This window comes from Vibrio sp. PID17_43 (assembly GCF_002608565.1).
Taxonomy (GTDB): domain Bacteria; phylum Pseudomonadota; class Gammaproteobacteria; order Enterobacterales; family Vibrionaceae; genus Vibrio.
In genome coordinates this window covers 44798-66271 of sequence record NZ_LIXM01000001.1, presented here as the reverse complement: position 1 = coordinate 66271, position 21474 = coordinate 44798, and the positions used below count along the sequence as shown (strand labels likewise).

Genomic DNA, 21474 nt, shown 5'->3' with positions numbered 1-21474 from the left:
CCACAAACTTTTTTGAGGTTTTTGAATCCACAAAATCATTAAAGATTTTGATTAGTAATTTTAACGCTAGTGGTATTGGTTTCTTTGTTCTTATAGATAGAAGCAATAACTGCGGTTGTCATTACCGTTACCAAGAACGTTAGTGACCAAGCGGTTGGAATTTCGTAATGTGTGCCAACCAACAACATCTTCACCCCAATGAACATCATGATCACTGACAGTGCCGGTTTTAGATACACAAACTTATCCAGCATTGCTTGAAGTACAAAGTACAAAGAACGTAAGCCCAACAGTGCGAACACGTTCGCAGCCAACACGAGGAAAGGTTCACGAGTGACTGCAAAGATTGCAGGAATTGAGTCCAGTGCAAACATCACATCCATTACTGCAATCACACCAACCACGATCAGCATAGGTGTCGCTACCCACTTACCAGCTTGTTTCAAGATCATGTGTTTACCTTGATACTCTTCTGTTACTGGTAAGAATTTGCGGATGAACTGCTCTGGGTATGGGTTCACCTCTTCTTCTTCGCCTTTATCACGTGCCAGTTTGATACCAGTCCAAATTAGAAACACAGCAAATAGGTAAAGTACCCAGTGATATTGGGCTAGCAGTTGAGCGCCAACCGCAATCATGATTGCACGCAATACAAGTGCACCAATCACCCCCCATAGTAGAGCGCGAGGACGCAAATGTTCCGGCACCTTGTATTGAGCAAAGATAATCGCAAATACAAACAAGTTATCAACGCTCAGCGACTTTTCAAGTAAGTAGCCGGTTAAGAAAGAGACCGTTGCTTTTTCGTGAGTGTAACCACTGTGAGGCGCGTAATAATCCCAAAAGAAGTAGATAGAGCCTGCAAAGACAAACGCTAGCAGGAACCAGAATATGCTCCATCCGATGGCCTTTTTCATGGTTACTGTGTCGCCGCGAGTTTGATAGATATCAAGGGCAACCAAAACTAAAGTAAATAGGCCGAATACACCGTACATCGTCAGTGATTCTTGCATTGCAACGGATTGGCTTAATTGGGTGGTATTTTCGATAAGAGACATGCTTCCTCCCAGGCGGAAGGACATATTCAGGTTGACCTTCCGCAGACAATAAAAACTAGCAGTCACATTAGCCATGTGCCCGCTGTTCAATGAATGCGTTGGTCTCGTTGAAGTGATCACCTGACGAATCAAATGACACCTTTACTTACCGGATAAGCTGACGCTTAACGAGATGACGATAAGTAAACTTGCGCTAACTACTCCCCAAACGCCGCCATCATACGCTTGCAAACCTCGATCTCCAACAAAAAATAGTTATCGATACCTAACGTGAATCCCTATCGTGCCGTCAATTATTTCTATGAATTCATTGTTATAAAAAACAAAAAAGGAGCACTTTTGGTGCTCCTCATTTCACAATGACGTTAGCCAATTAAAAACCGTTAATAGGTACTAAATAAACTAACGTAGACCATACAGCAATCCAAGCAACGACCACTGCGGCATCTGCCCAATCTGAATTCCACATGCTCCCTTCCCTTCCATTCACGTTCCGCAACAACAAAGAAAGCAAAAATGGAACCAACTACATTGGTTATTTACTCTTCGAGTACAATTTATGATCTTGATTCAAACAATTTGGCTCATCAGTCAGTAACTCTATAAAGCAATCGGCCATAGAGAGATTGCTAATGACTCCTTCACCTCTCATATCAAGTAGTGCTTCGTAGCCCTCTTTACCTTTCATTGTATAGGCGGAAGATGCACCGCGATACCATTGCTCATCTTGAACATGATCCCAGTGTTGACCATCAAAGATTTGAAGGTTCTTTATACGCTCACCTCGTGGTGCCTCAGCATTATAATCAAAACTCAAATTATGCGTGTATGGGTAACTGCCGGACCCTGTCCCTTCAACACCGTTATTAAGCGCATTGTTGATTGCGCCCTCTAACGCATGTCGAATTGTACCACCTTGCACGTCATAACAACCGATCGGCACGGCAAATGGCAACAATCGACCGGCAACATCTGCCACGGTAATGTTACCTGGGTTCAGTGACGTTCGCACTCCACCTGCGTTATGAATGGCAAATTGCACCTGCTGACCACGTTTATTCAAACTATATAAAAAAGAACGTGCAACCGCTGGTGCTATATCGCTACCACCGAACGCATCTGGCACTCTCACGTGTCGCTTTTTAGCATCAACATGTGCAATCACTTGGGACTGCAATTGACGCACTCTAGGGATATATTTGTCGTTAAGAATTGCTTGGATCTGTGGGTGTTTTTTGCACACGACTACATTGGGTTGACCATGAATAAAATCACAAGCAGTTTCAAACATGCCTCGGTCTAGTTGTTCGCTTAATGTTGAGTCCCAGAATATTCGACGTCCTAATAACAACTCATTTTGGCCGCTTAACATCGTCGCTTTACCATTTTCATCGAACTCCAGGACACAATGTCCGATGGTTAATGCGTGAAAGCCCGATTGCACAACGTAGGTGTCATTTACTCGTCTACCATAAGGGTCATCTTCGCCTAAACCGACCGCTGTAAAGTCACCCTGTAACTTATGGCTATGTCCACCAACAATGATCCCAATACCGTCGACTTGAGCAGCAAGCTCTAAATCTCCTTCGTAGCCCAAATGACTAAGTAGGATAATGTTTTTGATCCCTGCATTGTGAATCTGCTTCACTGTCCACTTTGCCGTTTCAATTGCCGAAACAAATGGCGTGTCGGCATCAGGATTTGCGATATCGCTCATTTTATCAATGGATAGGCCAAAGATAGCCACCTTTTCTCCACTGAACTCTTTCACCAGAAATTGCGCACTTTTCGTTTCCGCTTGATAGCTCAGGACGTTACTACAATTGTTGAGGCGATGGCACTTCTGTTGACATTCATTCGATAGATCCCAGTTACCGGCAAGCAATGGAAATTCAGTGCGTTTACAGAACAGCGCGACAGGCTCATTACCCATGTCAAGTTCGTGATTGCCCAATACCATGGCATCTATCTGTAAAGCATTGAGCAGATCTGCATTTGCGATTCCTTTAAACAATGAAAAGTAAAGCGTCCCCTGAAAACAGTCTCCAGCATGTAAAAACAGCATACCTTGTCCTTGCCGTTGAGCGTCATCTCGCAACTGCTCTACCCGAGTCGCAATACGAGAAAAGCCCCCCGCACTCACATATGGTTCAAGGAAATGATCGCTATTCACGTTTAGCTTTAACTGTAATGACGTTGGCTCAAAGTAGGAATGTGTGTCATTGATGTGTGCCAATTTCAGTCTGATTGGCTTATGATTTTTATTCATTATCATCTTCTCTCTTTTCATTCCTTATAATTATTAGAAGCGAATCATGACAGAATCATGAATTTTATGAAACATAGAAAATTTGATTTCATTTTTAAGTGATCTACCTAAGTGACTTAAGATGCTGGATTCAGATCATAGTTGCTATTTCCAAGTTGTATGACGATGCGATTTAACAAAGAAAGTGCTGTTGTAGTGACACGCTCCCTAATGGTGAGTTGCCTTGGTTTGCATACATCGTTAACACAATTTCAATTTAGAAACATTCGAGCTTCAAATCGCTGCCTGCCTGCCAAGTGATTCTCGCTGCACCAAGCACCTCGAGGTTCTTTGGTTATCATTATTACTTTGCTACACCATGATGAAAGTGACACCCGGATAAAGCAGTCTTTGTTGTTAAATTGAGTGCTAATCATTTTGTGAACTGAACGTAACCCAGCAATATTAAATTCATATATGCTTAGGGAAGACTCAAGAAATCACAATAATTCAAATAATTGCAAGGAGAAGAGTGATGAGGTTAGAACGAGTTGAAATCTCTGGGTTTCGGGGAATTAAGCGCCTCGCACTCTCTTTTGACGAACTGACGACTTTAATTGGTGAAAATACTTGGGGTAAATCTTCACTTCTGGATGCGCTGTCTCTTGTTCTTCCCGCTGATGGCACTCTGTGTCAGTTCCAAATGACCGACTTCCACGTCGATTACTCCATTTCTCACCCACAAACTCAACATTTACAAATCATTTTGTGTTTCAAAGCTCAGGATAAACAAGAAGCAAACGCTGGTCGCTATCGCCGAATCAAGCCCACTTGGTGTATCAATGAAAACAATGAGCATGTGATCTACTATCGCATTAGTGCATCAAGAGAAGGCGCAAGTATAAAAACCAAATACGCATTTCTTGATTGTAACGGTGAGCCTAAATTACTGCATCACACTGAAAAACTGGCGGTAGAGTTGATGACATTGCATCCAGTGATCCGCTTGCGTGATTCTCGCCGCTTTACTCATCCAAAGCATGTCAATGGCGACAGTAAAAATACACGCATCGAGAAGCGCATTAGCAATACATGCCGCCGTTTGCTCGCGATGCCTGGGCACGTCAATAAAGGCGAGATCCGCAGCAGCCTTGACTCAATGCAAACCTTAGTTGAGCACTATTTCTCTTTTCGTTCAAACTATCGAGGCGATCCAAGAAAGCCACGCGATGGTATGTTTTACGCCAACCCCTCTTCAGAAACAGGGTTGCAGCAGTTTTTACAAGCAACGAATAATAAACAGACACGATTATTGTTGATGGGGTTACTCAACGCATTTCTTCAAGCAAAGGGGCCCACTGACTTGCGACGGTGCGCCCGCCCTCTTTTGATCATTGAAGATCCCGAAGGTCGCTTGCACCCCACTCATCTATCACGGGCTTGGGGATTGTTACAGCTCTTACCAATGCAGAAAATCTTAACAACAAACAGTGCACACTTGCTGGGTTCTGTTCCTTTGTCTTCGATACGTCGCCTTGTGCGTTTATCTGACAGAACAAACGCAACGTCGCTCAATCCATCAAGGTTTAGCGTTGATCAACTCCGTCGGATTGGCTTTCATATTCGATTCCATCGGGCTGGAGCGCTCTTCGCTCGCTGTTGGTTACTTGTCGAAGGCGAAACCGAAGTTTGGCTGTTTAACGAACTAGCACGTCAATGTGGCTACGATCTCGCCGCCGAAGGCGTTCAGATCGTCGAGTTTGCGCAATCAGGATTAAAATCTCTAATCAAAGTTGCAAAAGCATTTGATATTGATTGGCATGTGGTTACTGATGGTGACCAGGCAGGTAAAAAATACGCTCATACTGTAAGGTCAATGCTCGCTCATGACCAAGAGCGCCACCGCTTAACAGAGCTACCAGACAAAGACATCGAACATTTCTTGTACAACCATGGGTTCGAAATTTTCTTCAAGGACATCATCAAAGTTCCTCACGATCATCCAATACCGGCAAAGAAAGTTGTCAATCGAGTATTAAAGAAACAAGCAAAGCCTGATCTCGCCTTAGCCATCGTCTCTCATTGTGAAAAACAAGGCAAAGAGTGCATACCCGTCCTGTTACGTTGGACGCTCAAGCGGGTTGTCACAATGGCTAACGGCAACACATAAAAAACACACCATGTGGGTGTGCTCGTATCAAGAATCAGTAATTTTGATTACCAGTATTTAAGCGGGATAAACTCAAACTCCATACACGATAGATACAAATTATATCGGGGGTACTACTGAACTTGCTCGGAAAGCGAAGAAGTAGTCGCTGATTTCGCATGTAGCCAAAGCCCTGCGGCTTTCATGAGATAACCAAACACGCCTGTCATATTAATGATTAAGCTTTCTGCCAACCCTCTCAAACCACTCGTCGGGGATGCAAAGTAGCTAGTACAGCCGAGAAAACCAGCCCAAGGCAGTAGGCCAAAGGTGATAGCAATCCAGCCCCAAACGCCGGACAGAATACCTGTTGTAATTGCAATTGTTAAAAGTATTGTCATGGTATTCTTACCCGCTTGGTCAGTACCGTACCACTATGGTTCGAATACTGCCTTCATACATATAAAATCAGGCAGACAATACTAGGTCTATTATCCCATCAATTTGGTGACACTGCTGACACTGTTCACGCCAAGTGGCAGAATGCTTTATCATTTGCATGGATCATTTGACGCAATCGTTAAAACAACAGATTTTGGAAATAATAAAATCAAAACGAATCGAACCGAACCGAACAGGAAAACAAATGACAAAAAGGCCCTGCAAAAACACAGAGCCTTTAAAAAATCAGGTTGAAAATGACTTAAAACACGGAAGGTTTGCCCTTCATCATGCGTAAACCTTCACGTTTGATGCAATCTACTAGCGGGTTTTCCGCCATATCGGCTCGCCATATGAACGATAAAGTACGATCCATCTTTAGCTCAGGAACCTTTAACGCGACTAATTCACCTGCTTCAATGTAACGTTCTACATCTAAGTACGGTAAGCAAGTCAAATATTGTCCATTCGCAACTAAGCTACGGAGCACGGGTACGTGTTCGTATTCGCGCCATACATCTAAGTCTTCAATAAGATGATGAATAGAGCTATCAAAAATTTTTCGAGTACCAGAGCCATGTTCTCGCAGTACCCATTTCGCATGCTCTAACTGAGCTAGGCTGACAGAATCGTTACGAGCAAAGGGATGGTGAGACGCTGCAACTACAGTAAGGTGGTCACGACACCAAATCTCTTGGTGTAAACGGTTATCGTCACAGCGGCCTTCAATCACGCCCAAATCGTATTTGTAATCCAGTACACCATCAATAACTGCTTGCGTACTTTGCACACCTAACGAAATTCGCATCTCTGGAAAATCGTTATCAATGATACTGATAAGGTCAGGAACGAGGTGTTCTGCTGGTGTTTGACTTGCCCCTAGTCGGATGTGTCCACTGAGCAAATGCTGCTCGTAAAAGCCCATCTCAATTTGCAGCGCGTCTTGCAGCAAACGCTTCGCTTTTGGCCTTAACCACATCCCCCAATGCGTTAACGCCATTTGCTTGCCTTGCCGTTCAAATAAAGGCCTTCCAAGCATTTTTTCTAATTGCGCAAGCGACATACTTGTCGCTGATTGTGTCAGAGCCAGTTTATCCGCGGCCTGGCTTACACTGCCGGTGTCTGCAACTGCGTCAAAAACCGCTAATTGCTTAAGTGAGTAGCGCAAAGTGTCCTCCCTAATCAGCGAGTATTTCCCATACTCCTGTCCCCAAAAAATAACTGCGTTAATACGCAATAAAGTTCATTTTACCTAGCCTGAAAAACATATCAAATAATTTGATGAGGATTCTAAATATTATCAATTTTACCTCTACTGCTCAGCTGCGTAATCTGGATATGCGGTTCGGGAACACCGCAACAAAAACAAATAACACCTTCACTTTCGAGCGCAACAAACACCTCGATTTCATTAACCAAGGAGTTTCTATGAAACCACAAACTAAGGAGTCAACATGACGGTGACCAGCATTCAAAATCATCAATATTTCTCTCCAAAAGAAATGATGGCTGAAGCCGAGAAGTTTGCCCTTAGCAAAGCGAACAAAACCAGCGGCATGACACTGGGTTTAGCCATCATGGCTGGCGCATTCATCGGTCTAGCATTCTTGTTTTACATCACAGTGACAACAGGGAGTGCAGAAGCCAGTTGGGGCCTTAACCGTTTGGCCGGTGGCTTAGCATTCAGTATGGGGTTGATTCTCATCGTTATTTGCGGTGGTGAGTTGTTTACCAGCTCAGTACTTTCCAGTATCTCTTGGGCCAACAAACAAATTTCGTTTGGCAAGATGTTGTCGATTTGGGGCAAAGTTTATGTCGGTAACTTTATCGGGGCCATGTTCTTGCTCGCCCTAGTCAGCGCAGCAGGCTTATACCAAATGGATGCTGGTCAATGGGGTTTAAACGCACTAAATATTGCACAGCACAAATTACACCACACATTGGTACAAGCATTTGCCCTAGGGGTTCTATGTAACCTATTGGTTTGTCTAGCAATCTGGCTTACGTTCAGTTCTGCAAATGCAATGACCAAAGCAGCGATGACCATCATGCCTGTGGCAATGTTCGTCAGCAGTGGCTTTGAGCACTGTGTGGCCAACATGTTCATGGTACCGCTAGGTATCGTTATCGCGAATTTCGCACCGGAATCATTCTGGACTTCCGTTGGCGTGTCGGCTGCTCAGTACGCAGACCTCAATGTAGGACACTTTATCACTGCCAACCTAATTCCAGTGACGCTGGGCAACATTATTGGTGGCGGAGTATTAGTTGGCTTAGCTAACTGGTGTATCTATCGTCGACCAGAACTAAAAGCAGCAAAAATTTCATCCATCACAACCACTACAACACTCACGTCAGTTAAGGAAAGCACTATGAAAAACGCATCAATTGTAAAAGAGATCATGAACCCGAGTCCAGTGACTCTGAGCGTAGAAATGCCAGTATCAACCGCACTAGATACCCTATTGGACCAAAATCTAATCAGCGCACCAGTTATTGACATCGAAAACCGTTTGGTTGGTTTCTTCTCAGCCCACGATGTAATGGTTGAATTGTGGTGCCAAGATTACATCCCTGCTAAAGAGCAAAAAGTGGTGGATTTGATGAGTCGTGACGTTGTCGCAATCGATGCAAGTGACCAATTGGTGGATGTTGTTGAATTCCTATGTATTGATAAAGAGCAACTATACCCAACAACAAGCATGGGCATGGCTACTCGCTTTACCTCTCTTTCTCTAGAAGAACGAGTGAAAAGCATGAAAGTAAGCAAGCCACAAGTACTGCCTGTCCTAGAAAATGGCCACATGGTCGGTGTCATTACTCGTAACGAGGTTCTACAAGCACTACGCCCTGTTTACGGAGAGCGTCTAAATCTAGTTGAAGAAAAAGTCCTAGAAACGGCATAAACACGACAAACTATCAAAACAAGTTGGTACAAAATAAAAAGCGCTCTTGGTTATGAGCGCTTTCTTCGTTTAAGCGATAAAAGATGAAGAATTACTTTTTGATACCTTCAATATGCAGTTCCATATCAACGTAGCTTGAAGACCCCATTACTGGGATTTTAAAATCAGCAAGCTCTAGACGAGTTTGGCCGATAAAACCAGCACGCTCTCCCCCCCATGGGTCGTTACCTGCACCAACAAACTCAGCTTCAATGGTAATTGGTTTCGTTACACCGTGTAGAGTCAGGTCGCCGGTTACATCGAGTTTACCATTACCCTTATCGGTCACTTTAGTGCTCTTAAACGTTGCTTCGCTGTATTTGCTCGCGTCGATGAAATCATTACTACGAATGTGCTTATCACGTTCTGCGTGATTAGAATCAAGGCTAGTTGTGTCTACTACTACGTTTACTTGCGCATCAGCAATGTTGTTTTCATCGAAAGAGAAATCACCAGAGAATGTATTAAAACGTCCCTTGATGAAACTGTAGCCTAAGTGACTAACTTTAAAGTTAATCGATGCGTGAGCACCTTTCGTATCGATAACATAATCCGCAGCATTTGCACCGAATGGTAATGCAAGTGCGAAAGCTAATCCTGTAGCAAAAAGTGACTTTTTCATTGTGAAGCTCCTAGCATTTTTCTTAATGTGTTGTCTTTATCGATAAAGTGATGTTTGAGTGCAGCGACGGCGTGTACACCAGCCATTAGTATCAGAGCCCAAGCGGCATAAAAGTGAATTTCCCCAGCGATGTCTGATTGTCCCGGAAATAACTCTCCTACCCCAAGTATCGTAAACCAGTTAAACACATCGATACCACGACCGTCAGAGGTTGAGATGAGGTAACCTGAAATAAAGATAACAATAAGTAGCAGATACATCACACCATGAACCGCTTTTGCAGCAACCACTTCATAAGGTTTCCCTTCCACTTTAGGTGACGCTGTCACACACTTCCATACGATGCGTGCCAAAGTGAGTATGGCTAATAGAATGCCCACAGATCGGTGATAATGTGGTGCGGTTCGATACCACTCGCTGTAATAGCTAAGGTCCACCATCCACAAACCCACAGCAAACAAACCGATGATGCAAAGTGCAGATAGCCAATGCATAAATCGTGCAGTTAGGTTGTAATTCTTTACTACTGTTCCCATTTCATGTTCCTAGATATCTTTCTAAGTTAATATTATTCGAAAACATAACATTAACTTACCAACCTTGAATGAAACAGATTATTTACCATCATTTACACCCAGCCAACAACCCCCGTTCAAACAACTTGTTCGAAAAATTAGAAGAAGACACAAATTATCTAGAAACCGATAGTTAGAGTTGAACATCTTGCTCGATTTCATACAGTTCATCGGCCATTTCAAGCATCCGTCGTTCAATGAGCGCTTTTGCATCGTCAACCCCTTTATTGTAATAAAGTGGTGCTAGTTTCTCGGTGATAAAGTCTATTAAAAACTCGCTATCAAATTGACCGATATCGATACTCAACTCATCTTGCATGTAATCTTGAATTGCATTTGCAAGCGCCTCTTTTTGTGCTCTCTCTAGTTTTATCATGTCATCCCTCTTATGTAATAGTGCCAAAATTGTAGTTTAGATCAAGAAGTTGCCTAACTAAATTAGTCTATCCTCAAAGGACTATGCTAACCTTTTGCAGTTTATATTATTAACTGTGAAGGTATATTCTTTGCTGCTCGACTTAGTCATCCAAAGTGTCAATGATTTTCAAGACGATTGTCTTAAACTGTGCGAGAAGCATTATCCTGCGGTTCATAATCAAGGCATGAGTGAACATCACTTAGGCCTCGCTTTTTCCAGACGTATGGAGCATACCTTTCGACATTTTGGGTATAACAGTATCATCAAGCCTATTGAGGTGCTTAATGCGCCAGATCTACCTCATCACTATCGTATCTCTTCTGAAATAGGCACAGTTTGGGTTCTGAGTCATCATATGGTCAGCGCAGGTAATTCTTGTCGTGAGAATCTATTGTCTTCTATCACAGAATGGCAAAGTGAGTATGGCTATGCGTTACAACCAAACGATTTGTTGTTTTTGGTGACTGATCACTGGATAAGCCGCAGTAAAACCAGTCGTGAGTTACTGCATTGGTGGATGGGGGAACTACCCGTACCCATCGATGAATACACAGAACAAGGCATCACTTTGTATACCAGCGAGTCTCAGTTGACCAATTCACTTGATACACGCTTCGGTATTAGCCCGTGTTACATAAAGTCAGGCCATCCATTACGGCGTTCAAATAAGCAACAGTTGGTTAGAAAGTATCTTCAATTGTATGCCGTGTTACAATGGTAGTCTGCAAGTTCGCTGGACCCGTTATTAACTTATTTATCGATTTGTTTGATATGGGTCGACTATTCTATTTAACTAACACAAACTCTCTTGCTTTTGGTGTATTCGTCAGCGAAAATTTTCTACTCCGTCGTAAAACTAATTGCAAACAATCAGTAAAGTAACGAATGAATAGCATTAGTCTAGGTTGTAACAATAATGATGAGCATCTCGCAGTTGCTTGACTGCATTTTAAAGCAAGTAGATGGACAGTACATCGCACAATACAAGCATCTGACATTGCGAAGTGTCTTCCAGCCTATCTATCATAAAGATCTTTCCATTGTCGGACTCGAAGCATTGGTCCGTATCAGTAATCAAGATGGGTTATTGATAAGACCAGATCAATTTTTTCAGTCCAACTGCATTCCAGCCGAAGACCAAATTAATGTCGAACGTCTAAGCCGTTTGATTCACATAAACAATTTCAGTCAATCAAAATTCAATAACAATAAGCTGTTTCTCAATGTATTGCCGACAGCGGCAGAATTACTAGCGCAAGATATCGCTTATCGTAACTTACTCAATCGTACGATCTTTCAAGCTAACTTACGAAGGGACCAGATCGTGATTGAGTTGGTTGAGCTGGATGCCCGTAATGAGACACTGCTGTATAAAGCAACCAGAGACTTAAGTAACAATGGCTACTTACTGGCAATAGATGACTACGGCATTGATGCTTCAACAATTGAGCGAGTAAGATCGGTGAAGCCGAACATCATTAAGATCGATCGCTCCTTACTTTTAAGATACGAAAACGGAGATCTTTCTTGCTTGATGGAAGCATTGGCTCTCGCTCAAGAAACCTCCTCAAAAACAGTCATGGAAGGAATTGAAACCGAACATCAACTAAATTTAGTTAAAAAGCTCGGTTTCGATATGTATCAAGGCTACTTATTAGCCATGCCGCAAGCACTTGAAGCATTTCAAAAAGCAAAAACGGCTTAATCAACATTGTTGATAGCCATCATCACCTTTTTATCGGCGCTTTTTCCCACGATTTTTGTGAATCGCGAGTTTCGCCTTTAGCTTACGCTTTTCTGATGAGCGACTCTTACGTTGTCCTAAACCATTGAGTTCGGGCTCAATATCTTCGATCAAACTCGGCTCAAAGCCTTCTAACCACTCTTGAGGCAGGCGCTGATCGAGTAAGTTTTCTATTGCGTGCAACAGGTACTCTTCATCACGACTCATCAATGAGATGGCTAAACCTGACTTACCTGCACGTCCAGTACGGCCAATTCGATGAACATAATCTTCCGCCTTGAATGGCATATCAAAGTTGACTACCTGCTCTAACTCTTGAATATCTAAACCACGCGCTGCGACGTCTGTTGCAATCAAAGCACGAACTTTACCCGCTTTGAACTCATCCAGTGCACGTTGACGGGCACCTTGAGATTTATCCCCGTTTATTGATACCGCTTTAATACCGTCAAGCTTTAACTCTTTCGCAAGCTCATCACTACCTTGTTTCGTCTTAGTGAATACCAACACTTGTTGCCAGTTGCGAGAGCCAATCAAATACGCAAGTAATTCACGTTTGCGCTTCTTATCCACTGGATAAACCATTTGCTTCACAGTTTCAGCTGTGGTATTCGCCGGGGAGACTTCTACTTCTACCGGAGAATCCATCAATTTGTACGCGATCGTTTTGATGCGCTTTTCAAACGTCGCAGAGAAAAGCATGATCTGCTTGGTTTCTGGTAAGCGACGAAGAATGCGCTGTAAGTCAGGCCAAAAACCCATGTCTAACATTCGATCGGCTTCGTCAAGAACAAGAATGCCTGTTTTTGAGATGTTTACATTGCCGTTAAACAAATGGTCAAGCAAACGACCAGGGGTCGCTATAAGGATATCCGCCCCTTCTCTCAGATTCTTCTTTTGTACACCAATGCTTGTACCACCATACACAGATACGATGCGAAGCTCTGTATTAGCTGCATATTGCGCTAGATTATCAAACACCTGTTGTGCAAGTTCACGAGTCGGAACCAGTATCAACGCTTGTGGGGTTCCGTTAAGTTTCTTTTGCTGTACCGCTTGAATAATAGGCAATCCAAACGCCGCCGTTTTACCGGTTCCCGTTTGCGCAGCAGCAAGTAGATCTTTTCCCGATAATACATGCGGAATCGACTTTTCCTGTACAGGTGTTGGCGACACAATATTCAAACCACTTAGGGTTTCTACCAACTGTTGATCAATGCCAAGATCAGCGAAATTAACGGACATGATAAACCTCATAAATTTTGGAGCGCAGAGTTTACCAGAGCCACCTTAGTCATACTACTTTTAGAAACCGTCAACCTAAGATTTGTTCAGTTGTTGATGGTATTCGTACGCTTGGTTCAGAACATCTTGATAAAGCGACGGAAACTTCGCCTCTAAACTCATATATTCATTTTCTAGCACTTCAAATGTTGTGGTTAAATCCGCCATTCGAGGGCTTCTCTGAGACATTCGATGTAAAGCAAACTCAATATTCTCAAGTGCTCGATACGATAGAAGCCATCCCTCCCTCCACATACGGCTGTGAAGCAGCAAAAAACGAGGTGGTAATGTGTCAACCACTTGAGCGTTGACGTTTTGAAAAGCGAAATAGACAAACTCGTCAAGCGAGTCAGGATGGAATGCATTCCAGTGTTTTGCTAAGCAATGATCCCAAAACATATCAAGGGCGATGGGAGCAAAGCGGCGTGCAACGCCAGTAAAGTGTGGTTTGCACTCTTCGACAATGGCGTGTTGATCGGTAATACGATCGACAAAGCGATGAAGTTTTATGCCATTGGAAATTTCAGTTTGATACTGCTTGCTTGGATCTCCCTTTACGAAATCTCCAAGCAAGTTTCCCATTAAATGGCTATTACAGTGATCTGCAATATGCAGGTGGGCTAGAAAGTTCATTAGACGCTGTGAGTGGTCATTTAGCTCGTCTTACATGAACTTAGTATAACGTCTGTTGTGACACGGGGGAGTACTAATTGTACTTATTCGTCTTCTGAGCCAATGTAATCCGACAAGATATACCGTTCTCAAGTGCATCAAGCATCTCTAGGCATTCATCCTTTTGGTATTGATCGCTCATTGTGACCTGCTGTATTTTACATCTCCTGAAGCAAATCTGCTTCACACTTCACTGCCACAATTCCTAATTTTCAGTGACAGCAACTCCTATTTTATAGCCTTTATATGACACATATATAACAGTGAGAAATAAAAATTTAAAAAGCTATAACAGGAGTCATAAGTAAACGAATGCATTGTATTGACGACGAATTGCCACCGTTTTATTACACAACGTGAGCAAGTGGCAGGCACGAAGGTAAACCGTTAGTCCAATCCACTCTCAACGAAAAGACGCCACACTGGCCCTTTTCGTTGCTAGTAACATTAACTCACCTTTGATGTGATACCTGTTCTCAATCATGTGAGCTGCCCTGCTTGCACATTTTATTTTGAAGTGAATCGAAATAATTTTCTGTATTTGATGAAAAAATGTCTTAAAGGTAAGCCTTCAGCTATTCTTGATGATGCCAAATCCATTTTGCTGCTAGTGAATAATATGAATAATTACAACAACACAAAAAATACTGACGACCTTCAATGCCCACTCTGTCAATGTGATGAGTATATGATCTCATCCAATGGCGAAAAATTCACATGCGCTTCATGTGGGTTCCATACAAAACACTTTTCTTCCATCCAACGTGTACATCACACCCCCTATCTACAAACTAAATTCAAACATGTTCATAGTTTGAGTAACGTGTGCCATTAAACGAGATTAAGAATTAGCGCATCGCTATACCGAGCAGCCTAACAGCTGCTCTTTTAGTTCGTGCAAGTGGTTAATACGAATGACTCGTTCATCGTCAACAAGATTAATAAGTACACCGTTATACAACTGAACCGTCTTAATGCCTGCATTAAGGCCCGCTTCAACGCCTTTTGGTGTATCATCAACGTATAAGCAATCACTTGGCAGGAAGCCCATATTCATCGCACTGTACATGATGAGATCCGGCTCAGGCTTCCAACTGTTTGCATCAAACGCAGAAAAAACCTTACCTTTAAAAATATCAAGTAAGCCCGTTAATTCAAGTGCATATTCAACTTTATCTTTAGGTCCATTCGACGCTACGCAGTATTCAATATGGTGTGAGTCGAGAAAATCGATCAACTCTTTCACGCCTTCCATTGGCTTCAAGTGACGCACAAATAGCTTTTGCACTTCTTCTCGATATTGTGGCTCGAGTACATCGATTGACACATCCATTGCCATTAACTTTTTAGCATCAATCAAGATATCTGCTAATTTACCGCCTTTGAAATGGACGATACAGTCATCGATGGTCATTTCTGTTCCGTGCCGACCGAATACGTTAACTAAGGCCTGGCAACACAAACGCTCACTGTCAACCAATGTTCCGTCACAGTCAAATATGATGCATTTAATCTCGTTAATAGCCATGGCATGCCCCCAAACCTTAATTTTTGTGTCAACCAATCATCTTGGTCTTTTCCACCTGCTGCTCAGATTTCAACATGATATTAAAGTTTAGGTCGCTTTAAACGAGAGAGTTGGCATTTCTCAAAAATGACAAAGAGCAATTCACTTTTTTTCGCACAAGATCACCGAAAGCGCCCTCAAGCTCAAAAAAGATGCGATATAAAACAACATAACCTTATCGTTAGTCTTCACAACCTGGATATAAATAACGCTCCTAAACGAAACGTTCTAAATAATCAAACACGAGTTGACACAAGGCATGGTCAAATGTTGGCCCCTTCCACGTAACAAAAGCTCTGCCGCTTCTGATAAACTTTCATCCCGAATTTCGACAAAATTAATTTGAGGAAACTTCTCCATTTCTACGGTCACGCGCTGGCGAATTAATTCGGAAGTCATACTTCGAACGGCAAGATAATATTGATTTTTAATACTTGGTCGTAGAAGATTAATCAGTTTAATATTTTCCTCTACACGATCGCATTCATACAATACCGTGCCTGTGTGTCGTATTGACTAACGACGCTTGTTCGTCATTTATTCCTACAGCAATCCACTGAGCAACACGTTGAAAATTAGGTAGATAACGCTGAAAAAATGGTAGCGCCGTATCGTCTGAAATGATAATGCCATCAAAAATATAGTCTTGAGATTTGAATAACATGTACTGAGCTATTTACGGTAAATAGCCATCAGAGTGGATTCGCTGTGCATCTAGATATTCGATAAACAGCTTGACTTCGTTATCGGTTTGCTCGAAGCCTTTTACATGACATTGGTCCATTGATAAGATGGTTCATAGGCATATAGAACCAGTATTCGTTTGAGTTCCCCTTTCAGAGTCGTGAACATTGACTACTGCCGTCCCTAAGCACAACAACAGCGCCATTACAGGCTCAAAACGCTTAATCGTGTTTTACCCAGCTTAAGAGAAATGTTGCGTCGATGAAATGTTGAATTCCGGACAGAACTCCACAAAAATCAGTGTTCTAACACAATCGTCTCACACATTTTTTTATCTCTATCGAGTTTTTTAGCTAAATCTGCTGCAAACTGCTGCTTGTCTAAGTGTTGAGAAACAGCAATATCCGAAATTAGGGTGTTCCCTTCCAGATGACTCACAATGGCCGCACCGACCGCCTCTCCATCACTAAATCCGACATACAACTCAAACTCAGGAACCAAAATTATCTGGGTCAAATACTCAATGATCATTTCTTGATCGCGCTGCTCGTCCCAACGTTGTGACTGAAGGATAGAGAACATCACCGTCAGCCTATGAAAATCGACAAGGAAAATATCCTTTGCTTCCAGCACATTATCTTTAGTAAGTAACAGTGATTTATCGATAACCTCATGGCTTAGCGTTTCAAGAGTTTGGAAGTAAATTTCACGCCCTTCGAGACTTTCTTTTGTCGGAAACTCCACTTCGACTAAATCATGTAGCCATGCGTTTTTTCGTTTTATGATATCTAACTGTTGTTCATTCATTTTGTTACCTTAAGTGCCACATTCATCAACCTGCAGCGAGTAAATACGGGACTTTGATTACACTACCCGTTATTGAGAGGTACATTAGCATGAAGCCTCTAACAAACCTAGCTAAACTCCTGAGGTAACGCCAAATTTTGTTTTCAGTTCGTCTGTCTGATAAATTGAACTAATAACTTGCCGATTTTAAGGATATAAAATGAAAAAACGCTTGCTTGCTTTAAGTTTAGTTACCGTCTTAGCGGGATGTGGCGATAACGAGGTTGGTGATGTATCGCTAGGTATGTTCACGATGAAAGATATTAAAATCGGCCACCTACAGGATGAGGAAGTCACTGGTGTTACTTGCCATATCGCCTCTATCGAAGCGAATTTAAGCTTATCCGATCCAAGTGACAGCTCCATATCTTGCCGTCAAACCGGTGATATTACCCCAGAAATGATAGCCAAAATCGACAAAAGTAAATCAGGAGAAGTGGTGTTTAAAAAATCAAAGAGCATCTTCTTCAAAACAATGAAAGTAAGACGCATCTTTGATCCAGAGAGCCAAACATTGCTGTATTTGTCTTACACAACCAAAGAGACCGACGGTAGCTTTAAGCACAGCTTATCAACGGTTCCACTATGGGGCACTAAAGCTTACGTAGAACCGGCTGTAACACAGGAAAAGTAATCCTAAATCGCTTGTAATAACATCAGCCCGCTGCATTTTTCAGCGGGCAAATTTCTTTGTGATTTAGGTAATGAATTTCATTTTTTTGTGATATAATTTCGTCTCTTTTTTTTCTCATTAAAGAACAAGCATGAAGTTTCCTGGTCAGCGTAAATCTAAACACTACTTCCCAACTCACGCTCGAGATCCATTAGTTAACCAAATTCGACCAACTCCGAAATTGTACCGTCCAACGGTTGTTGGTGTTGGTCAAACCATCGTAGATATCGAAGCACGCGTTGACGATGCGTTTTTAGAAAAATACAAACTAAGCAAAGGACACTCGCTCGTTCTTGAAGAGAGCAAAGCGGATGCACTATACGAAGAGCTAGTCGAAAAAGGCCTGATTACCCATCAGTACCCTGGTGACACGATTGGTAACACGCTGCACAACTACTCAGTATTGGCAGACAGCAAATCGGTGCTTCTAGGTGTGATGTCTAAGAACATCCAAGTTGGTTCATTTGCATACCGCTACCTATGCCGCACATCTTCTCGTATGAACCTAAACCACCTCCAAACGGTTGATGGTCCGATTGGTCGTTGCTATACACTCATTACTCAAGATGGTGAACGAACTTTCGCGATTAACGAAGGTCACATGAACCAACTGCTTCCTGAAAGCATTCCAGAAGAAGTATTCAAAAAAGCCTCTGCTCTTGTTGTTTCTTCTTACCTTATGCGTGGTAAAGAAGAAGATCCAATGCCAAAAGCGGTTCAGCGTGCAATCAACTTCGCTAAGAAGCATGACGTTCCTGTAGTTCTGACGCTTGGCACAAAGTACGTCATTGAAGGTAATGCTGAGTGGTGGCAGGAATACATCCGTGAAAACGTGTCTGTTGTCGCGATGAATGAAGAAGAAGGCGCGGCGTTAACCGGTGAATCTGATCCTCTTACTGCCGCCGACAAAGCACTAGAATGGGTTGATCTTGTACTGTGTACCGCTGGGCCTGATGGCCTATACATGGCAGGCTACACCGACGAGATAGTAAAACGCGAAACGACACATGATATTCTTGAAGGCTCCATTAAAGAGTTCAACAAATTCGAGTTTAGTCGCGCGATGCGTCAAGAAGACTGTAAGAAGCCAATGAAAGTGTATTCTCACATCGGCCCATACCTTGGCGGTCCACTTGAGATTAAAAACACAAATGGTGCTGGTGATGCAGCACTGTCTGCACTTCTTCACGATATGGCAGCAAACTCTTTCCACCAGAAGGAAGTACCAAACTCTGAGAAACATGAAGTACGTTGTCTAACTTACTCTTCTCTATCCCAGATTTGTAAATACGCAAACCGCGTAAGCTACGAAGTGCTTACTCAGCACTCTCCTCGTCTATCTCGAGCGCTACCAGAGCGTGAAGATAGCCTAGAAGAGACCTACTGGGATCGCTAAAAACTAAGTGCTTAGAGCAAAAAATTGGTAAAGGCCACCATTTGGTGGCCTTTTTGTTTTGATCTAACGCAGTATTTAGTGTTTTTTGTTATCATGTAGCACGCTACCGCGCATGAACTGCTTTACAGCTTTTATTTTACCAGTATCATCCCCACGCAAACGTTTGCGCAATAACAATACTGTCTATTCGATTGTTTATGTTGAAAGCGACGTGTTAGCCATTTTTTTGGAGTATCCATGCAGTCTGATATTGAAATTTGCCGAAACACACCGTTGTCTTCTATTGTGACCGTTGCTGCAAATGCTGGTCTTTTGCCGCACGAGTTCGATACACACGGAAAACACAAAGCTAAAGTTCATCCCCAATGTCTTGAACGCTTAAATACCAACCAAGATGGTAAATTGGTGCTGGTCACTGCAATTACACCTACCCCTTTGGGTGAAGGAAAAACCGTAACAACCATCGGTCTTGCGCAGGGCCTATCAAAAATCACCCCATCAGTGATGGCGTGTATCCGTCAACCATCCATGGGGCCGGTATTTGGTGTGAAAGGTGGTGCTGCGGGCGGTGGCTACTCTCAAGTTGCGCCAATGGACGAACTTAATCTTCATCTTACTGGTGACATTCATGCTGTCACAGCCGCCCATAACCTTGCCTCTGCAGCGCTTGATGCTCGCTTATACCACGAGCAACGTGAAGGCTACGATGCATTTGAAGCGCGTACCGGGCTCAACGCACTAAAAATAGACGTTGAGCGCATTACGTGGAAACGCGTAATGGACCATAACGACCGTGCGCTGCGCATGGTTAAGATTGGCCTGAACGAAGAAGGCAAAACCATCAATGGTTTTGAGCGCGAAGAAGGTTTCGATATCTCAGCGGCTTCAGAGCTAATGGCGATTCTTGCGCTGTCGCAAGACCTAAAAGATCTCCGCCAGCGTATCGGTCGTATCGTTGTTTCTTACGATCTAGATGGAAAACCTGTCACAACAGAAGACCTGCAAGTTGCTGGGGCAATGGCAGTAACACTCAAAGAGACGATTGCACCAACCTTGATGCAAACACTTGAAGGCGTCCCTACTCTTATTCACGCAGGTCCGTTTGCCAACATTGCTCACGGCAACTCTTCCATCATCGCAGACCAGATTGCACTTAAACTTTCTAGTTACGTTGTCACTGAGGCTGGTTTTGGTTCAGACATGGGCTTTGAAAAAGCGTGCAACATTAAAGCGACGGCAGCCAACCGTGCACCTGACTGTGTGGTGATTGTCGCAACATTACGTGGTTTAAAAGCGAACTCGGGTCACTACGACTTGCGACCGGGAATGGCCATTCCCGATACCATATTCAATCCGGATCCTGCAGCGTTAGAAGCTGGGTTTGAAAACCTTAAATGGCACATCAATAACGTACATAAGTATGGTATCCCTACCGTTGTCGCGATCAACCAGTTTCCACAAGATTCCGCAGATGAGTTGGCGGAGCTAACATCCCTAATCAACAGCTTCAATCCTGGTGTTAAAGTGGCAGTAAGTACGGCGTTCGGCCTAGGTGGTGAAGGCGCGATTGAACTGGCACAACATGTGATCGAGACTTGTGAGCAACCTTCTGAGTTTCGCCCTCTTTACACCAAAGACCAATCTTTAAAAGAGAAATTGATGGCCGTGTGTGAAGCAGGATATGGTGCATCGAGCATTGAGATGAGTGAGTTGGCTAAAAAGCAACTGGCAGATTTTGAAAAACTAGGCTTTGATGATCTCGCCGTGTGTATTGCCAAAACACCATTGTCTATCACCACAGATTCTGCGATTAAAGGTGCGCCAAGCGGGTTTACTGTGCCTATCCGCGAGCTACGCTTATGCGCTGGTGCAGGTTTTATTTATGCGCTTTCCGGTAACGTGATGACCATGCCAGGCCTTCCAGATAAACCTGCATTTATGAACCTTGACCTAGACGAGCATGGCAATATTGTTGGTTTGTCATAATCTATCAGAGAAGATCACTAGTATTTCTTTCTTCCATTCATTCTCCTTTTAATAGTTCATACTAAAGGATAGCTTTGTACCCAAGTGGCTTCATCAAGGCACTTGGGTACTGATCGTCATAACACAGACTTCCTCACCAACTATCGCCCCAATACAGTGCAAGACA

General features: G+C 43.0%; 19 protein-coding genes. 8 read left to right on the top strand and 11 right to left on the bottom strand.

The window, feature by feature from the left end; genetic code table 11:
- Positions 1–38: 38 nt before the first annotated feature.
- Both AK965_RS00305 and AK965_RS00300 read right to left on the bottom strand, forming a co-directional pair.
- Positions 39–1058, bottom strand: a complete 1020-nt coding sequence (locus AK965_RS00305) for a TerC/Alx family metal homeostasis membrane protein (protein ID WP_099077723.1) — start codon at positions 1056–1058, stop codon at positions 39–41.
- Positions 1059–1593: 535 nt separating this feature from the next.
- Positions 1594–3333 (bottom strand): bifunctional UDP-sugar hydrolase/5'-nucleotidase, encoded by a 1740-nt coding sequence (locus AK965_RS00300; RefSeq protein ID WP_099077722.1) that lies wholly within the window; start codon positions 3331–3333, stop codon positions 1594–1596.
- Positions 3334–3841: 508 nt separating this feature from the next.
- On the opposite strand from AK965_RS00300, the gene AK965_RS00295 reads away from it, so the two are divergent.
- The gene (locus tag AK965_RS00295) at positions 3842–5476 is read left to right on the top strand and encodes an ATP-dependent endonuclease (RefSeq protein ID WP_099077721.1); all 1635 of its coding nucleotides are present in this window, start codon (positions 3842–3844) and stop codon (positions 5474–5476) included.
- 113 nt (positions 5477–5589) lie between these two features.
- Here AK965_RS00295 and AK965_RS00290 read toward each other — a convergent pair whose 3' ends face one another.
- Together AK965_RS00290 and AK965_RS00285 are read right to left on the bottom strand one after the other, a co-directional pair.
- The gene (locus tag AK965_RS00290) at positions 5590–5856 is read right to left on the bottom strand and encodes a DUF1097 domain-containing protein (RefSeq protein ID WP_099077720.1); all 267 of its coding nucleotides are present in this window, start codon (positions 5854–5856) and stop codon (positions 5590–5592) included.
- A 302-nt stretch (positions 5857–6158) separates the two neighbouring features.
- The gene (locus AK965_RS00285) at positions 6159–7064 is read right to left on the bottom strand and encodes a LysR substrate-binding domain-containing protein (protein WP_099077719.1); all 906 of its coding nucleotides are present in this window, start codon (positions 7062–7064) and stop codon (positions 6159–6161) included.
- Positions 7065–7350: 286 nt separating this feature from the next.
- On the opposite strand from AK965_RS00285, the gene focA reads away from it, so the two are divergent.
- On the top strand, positions 7351–8802 hold the full coding sequence (gene focA, locus AK965_RS00275) for a formate transporter FocA (protein WP_099077718.1): 1452 nt from the start codon (positions 7351–7353) through the stop codon (positions 8800–8802).
- A gap of 91 nt (positions 8803–8893) precedes the next feature.
- On the opposite strand, the gene AK965_RS00270 is transcribed toward focA, so the two are convergent.
- From AK965_RS00270 to AK965_RS00260, 3 genes are all read right to left on the bottom strand, one after another.
- Positions 8894–9463, bottom strand: a complete 570-nt coding sequence (locus tag AK965_RS00270; protein ID WP_099077717.1) for a YceI family protein — start codon at positions 9461–9463, stop codon at positions 8894–8896.
- The gene (locus AK965_RS00265; protein ID WP_099077716.1) at positions 9460–9999 is read right to left on the bottom strand and encodes a cytochrome b; all 540 of its coding nucleotides are present in this window, start codon (positions 9997–9999) and stop codon (positions 9460–9462) included. Before AK965_RS00265 ends, AK965_RS00270 begins: the two co-directional genes overlap by 4 nt.
- A gap of 172 nt (positions 10000–10171) precedes the next feature.
- Entirely contained in the window at positions 10172–10414 is a 243-nt protein-coding gene (locus AK965_RS00260; protein WP_099077715.1) for a DUF2164 domain-containing protein, read from the bottom strand.
- Positions 10415–10544: 130 nt separating this feature from the next.
- On the opposite strand from AK965_RS00260, the gene AK965_RS00255 reads away from it, so the two are divergent.
- Both AK965_RS00255 and AK965_RS00250 read left to right on the top strand, forming a co-directional pair.
- On the top strand, positions 10545–11177 hold the full coding sequence (locus tag AK965_RS00255) for a hypothetical protein (RefSeq protein WP_099077714.1): 633 nt from the start codon (positions 10545–10547) through the stop codon (positions 11175–11177).
- Between the two features lie 195 nt (positions 11178–11372).
- The gene (locus AK965_RS00250; protein WP_099077713.1) at positions 11373–12161 is read left to right on the top strand and encodes an EAL domain-containing protein; all 789 of its coding nucleotides are present in this window, start codon (positions 11373–11375) and stop codon (positions 12159–12161) included.
- Positions 12162–12191: 30 nt separating this feature from the next.
- Here AK965_RS00250 and AK965_RS00245 read toward each other — a convergent pair whose 3' ends face one another.
- Positions 12192–13445: a DEAD/DEAH box helicase gene (locus AK965_RS00245; protein WP_172438023.1), complete on the bottom strand. Its 1254-nt coding sequence runs from the start codon at positions 13443–13445 to the stop codon at positions 12192–12194.
- 75 nt (positions 13446–13520) lie between these two features.
- Entirely contained in the window at positions 13521–14117 is a 597-nt protein-coding gene (locus AK965_RS00240; protein WP_099077711.1) for an ACP phosphodiesterase, read from the bottom strand.
- Positions 14118–14775: 658 nt separating this feature from the next.
- Here AK965_RS00240 and AK965_RS20870 point away from each other — a divergent pair.
- Positions 14776–14991 (top strand): hypothetical protein, encoded by a 216-nt coding sequence (locus tag AK965_RS20870; RefSeq protein WP_099077920.1) that lies wholly within the window; start codon positions 14776–14778, stop codon positions 14989–14991.
- Between the two features lie 24 nt (positions 14992–15015).
- Here AK965_RS20870 and AK965_RS00225 read toward each other — a convergent pair whose 3' ends face one another.
- Together AK965_RS00225 and AK965_RS00215 are read right to left on the bottom strand one after the other, a co-directional pair.
- On the bottom strand, positions 15016–15684 hold the full coding sequence (locus AK965_RS00225) for an HAD-IA family hydrolase (protein WP_099077710.1): 669 nt from the start codon (positions 15682–15684) through the stop codon (positions 15016–15018).
- Positions 15685–16704: 1020 nt separating this feature from the next.
- A complete protein-coding gene (locus AK965_RS00215; RefSeq protein WP_099077708.1) occupies positions 16705–17214 on the bottom strand; it encodes a flavodoxin in 510 nt (169 codons plus the stop codon).
- A 199-nt stretch (positions 17215–17413) separates the two neighbouring features.
- Between AK965_RS00215 and AK965_RS00210 the strand changes: the two genes are divergently transcribed.
- The 3 genes from AK965_RS00210 (at position 17414) to AK965_RS00200 (ending at position 21308) form a co-directional block, all read left to right on the top strand.
- Positions 17414–17887, top strand: a complete 474-nt coding sequence (locus AK965_RS00210; RefSeq protein ID WP_099077707.1) for a CreA family protein — start codon at positions 17414–17416, stop codon at positions 17885–17887.
- 130 nt (positions 17888–18017) lie between these two features.
- Positions 18018–19322 carry an inosine/guanosine kinase gene (locus AK965_RS00205; RefSeq protein ID WP_099077706.1) on the top strand — a complete coding sequence of 435 codons (1305 nt, stop codon included), beginning with the start codon at positions 18018–18020 and terminating at the stop codon, positions 19320–19322.
- Between the two features lie 237 nt (positions 19323–19559).
- Positions 19560–21308: a formate--tetrahydrofolate ligase gene (locus AK965_RS00200; protein ID WP_099077705.1), complete on the top strand. Its 1749-nt coding sequence runs from the start codon at positions 19560–19562 to the stop codon at positions 21306–21308.
- Positions 21309–21474: the final 166 nt, after the last annotated feature.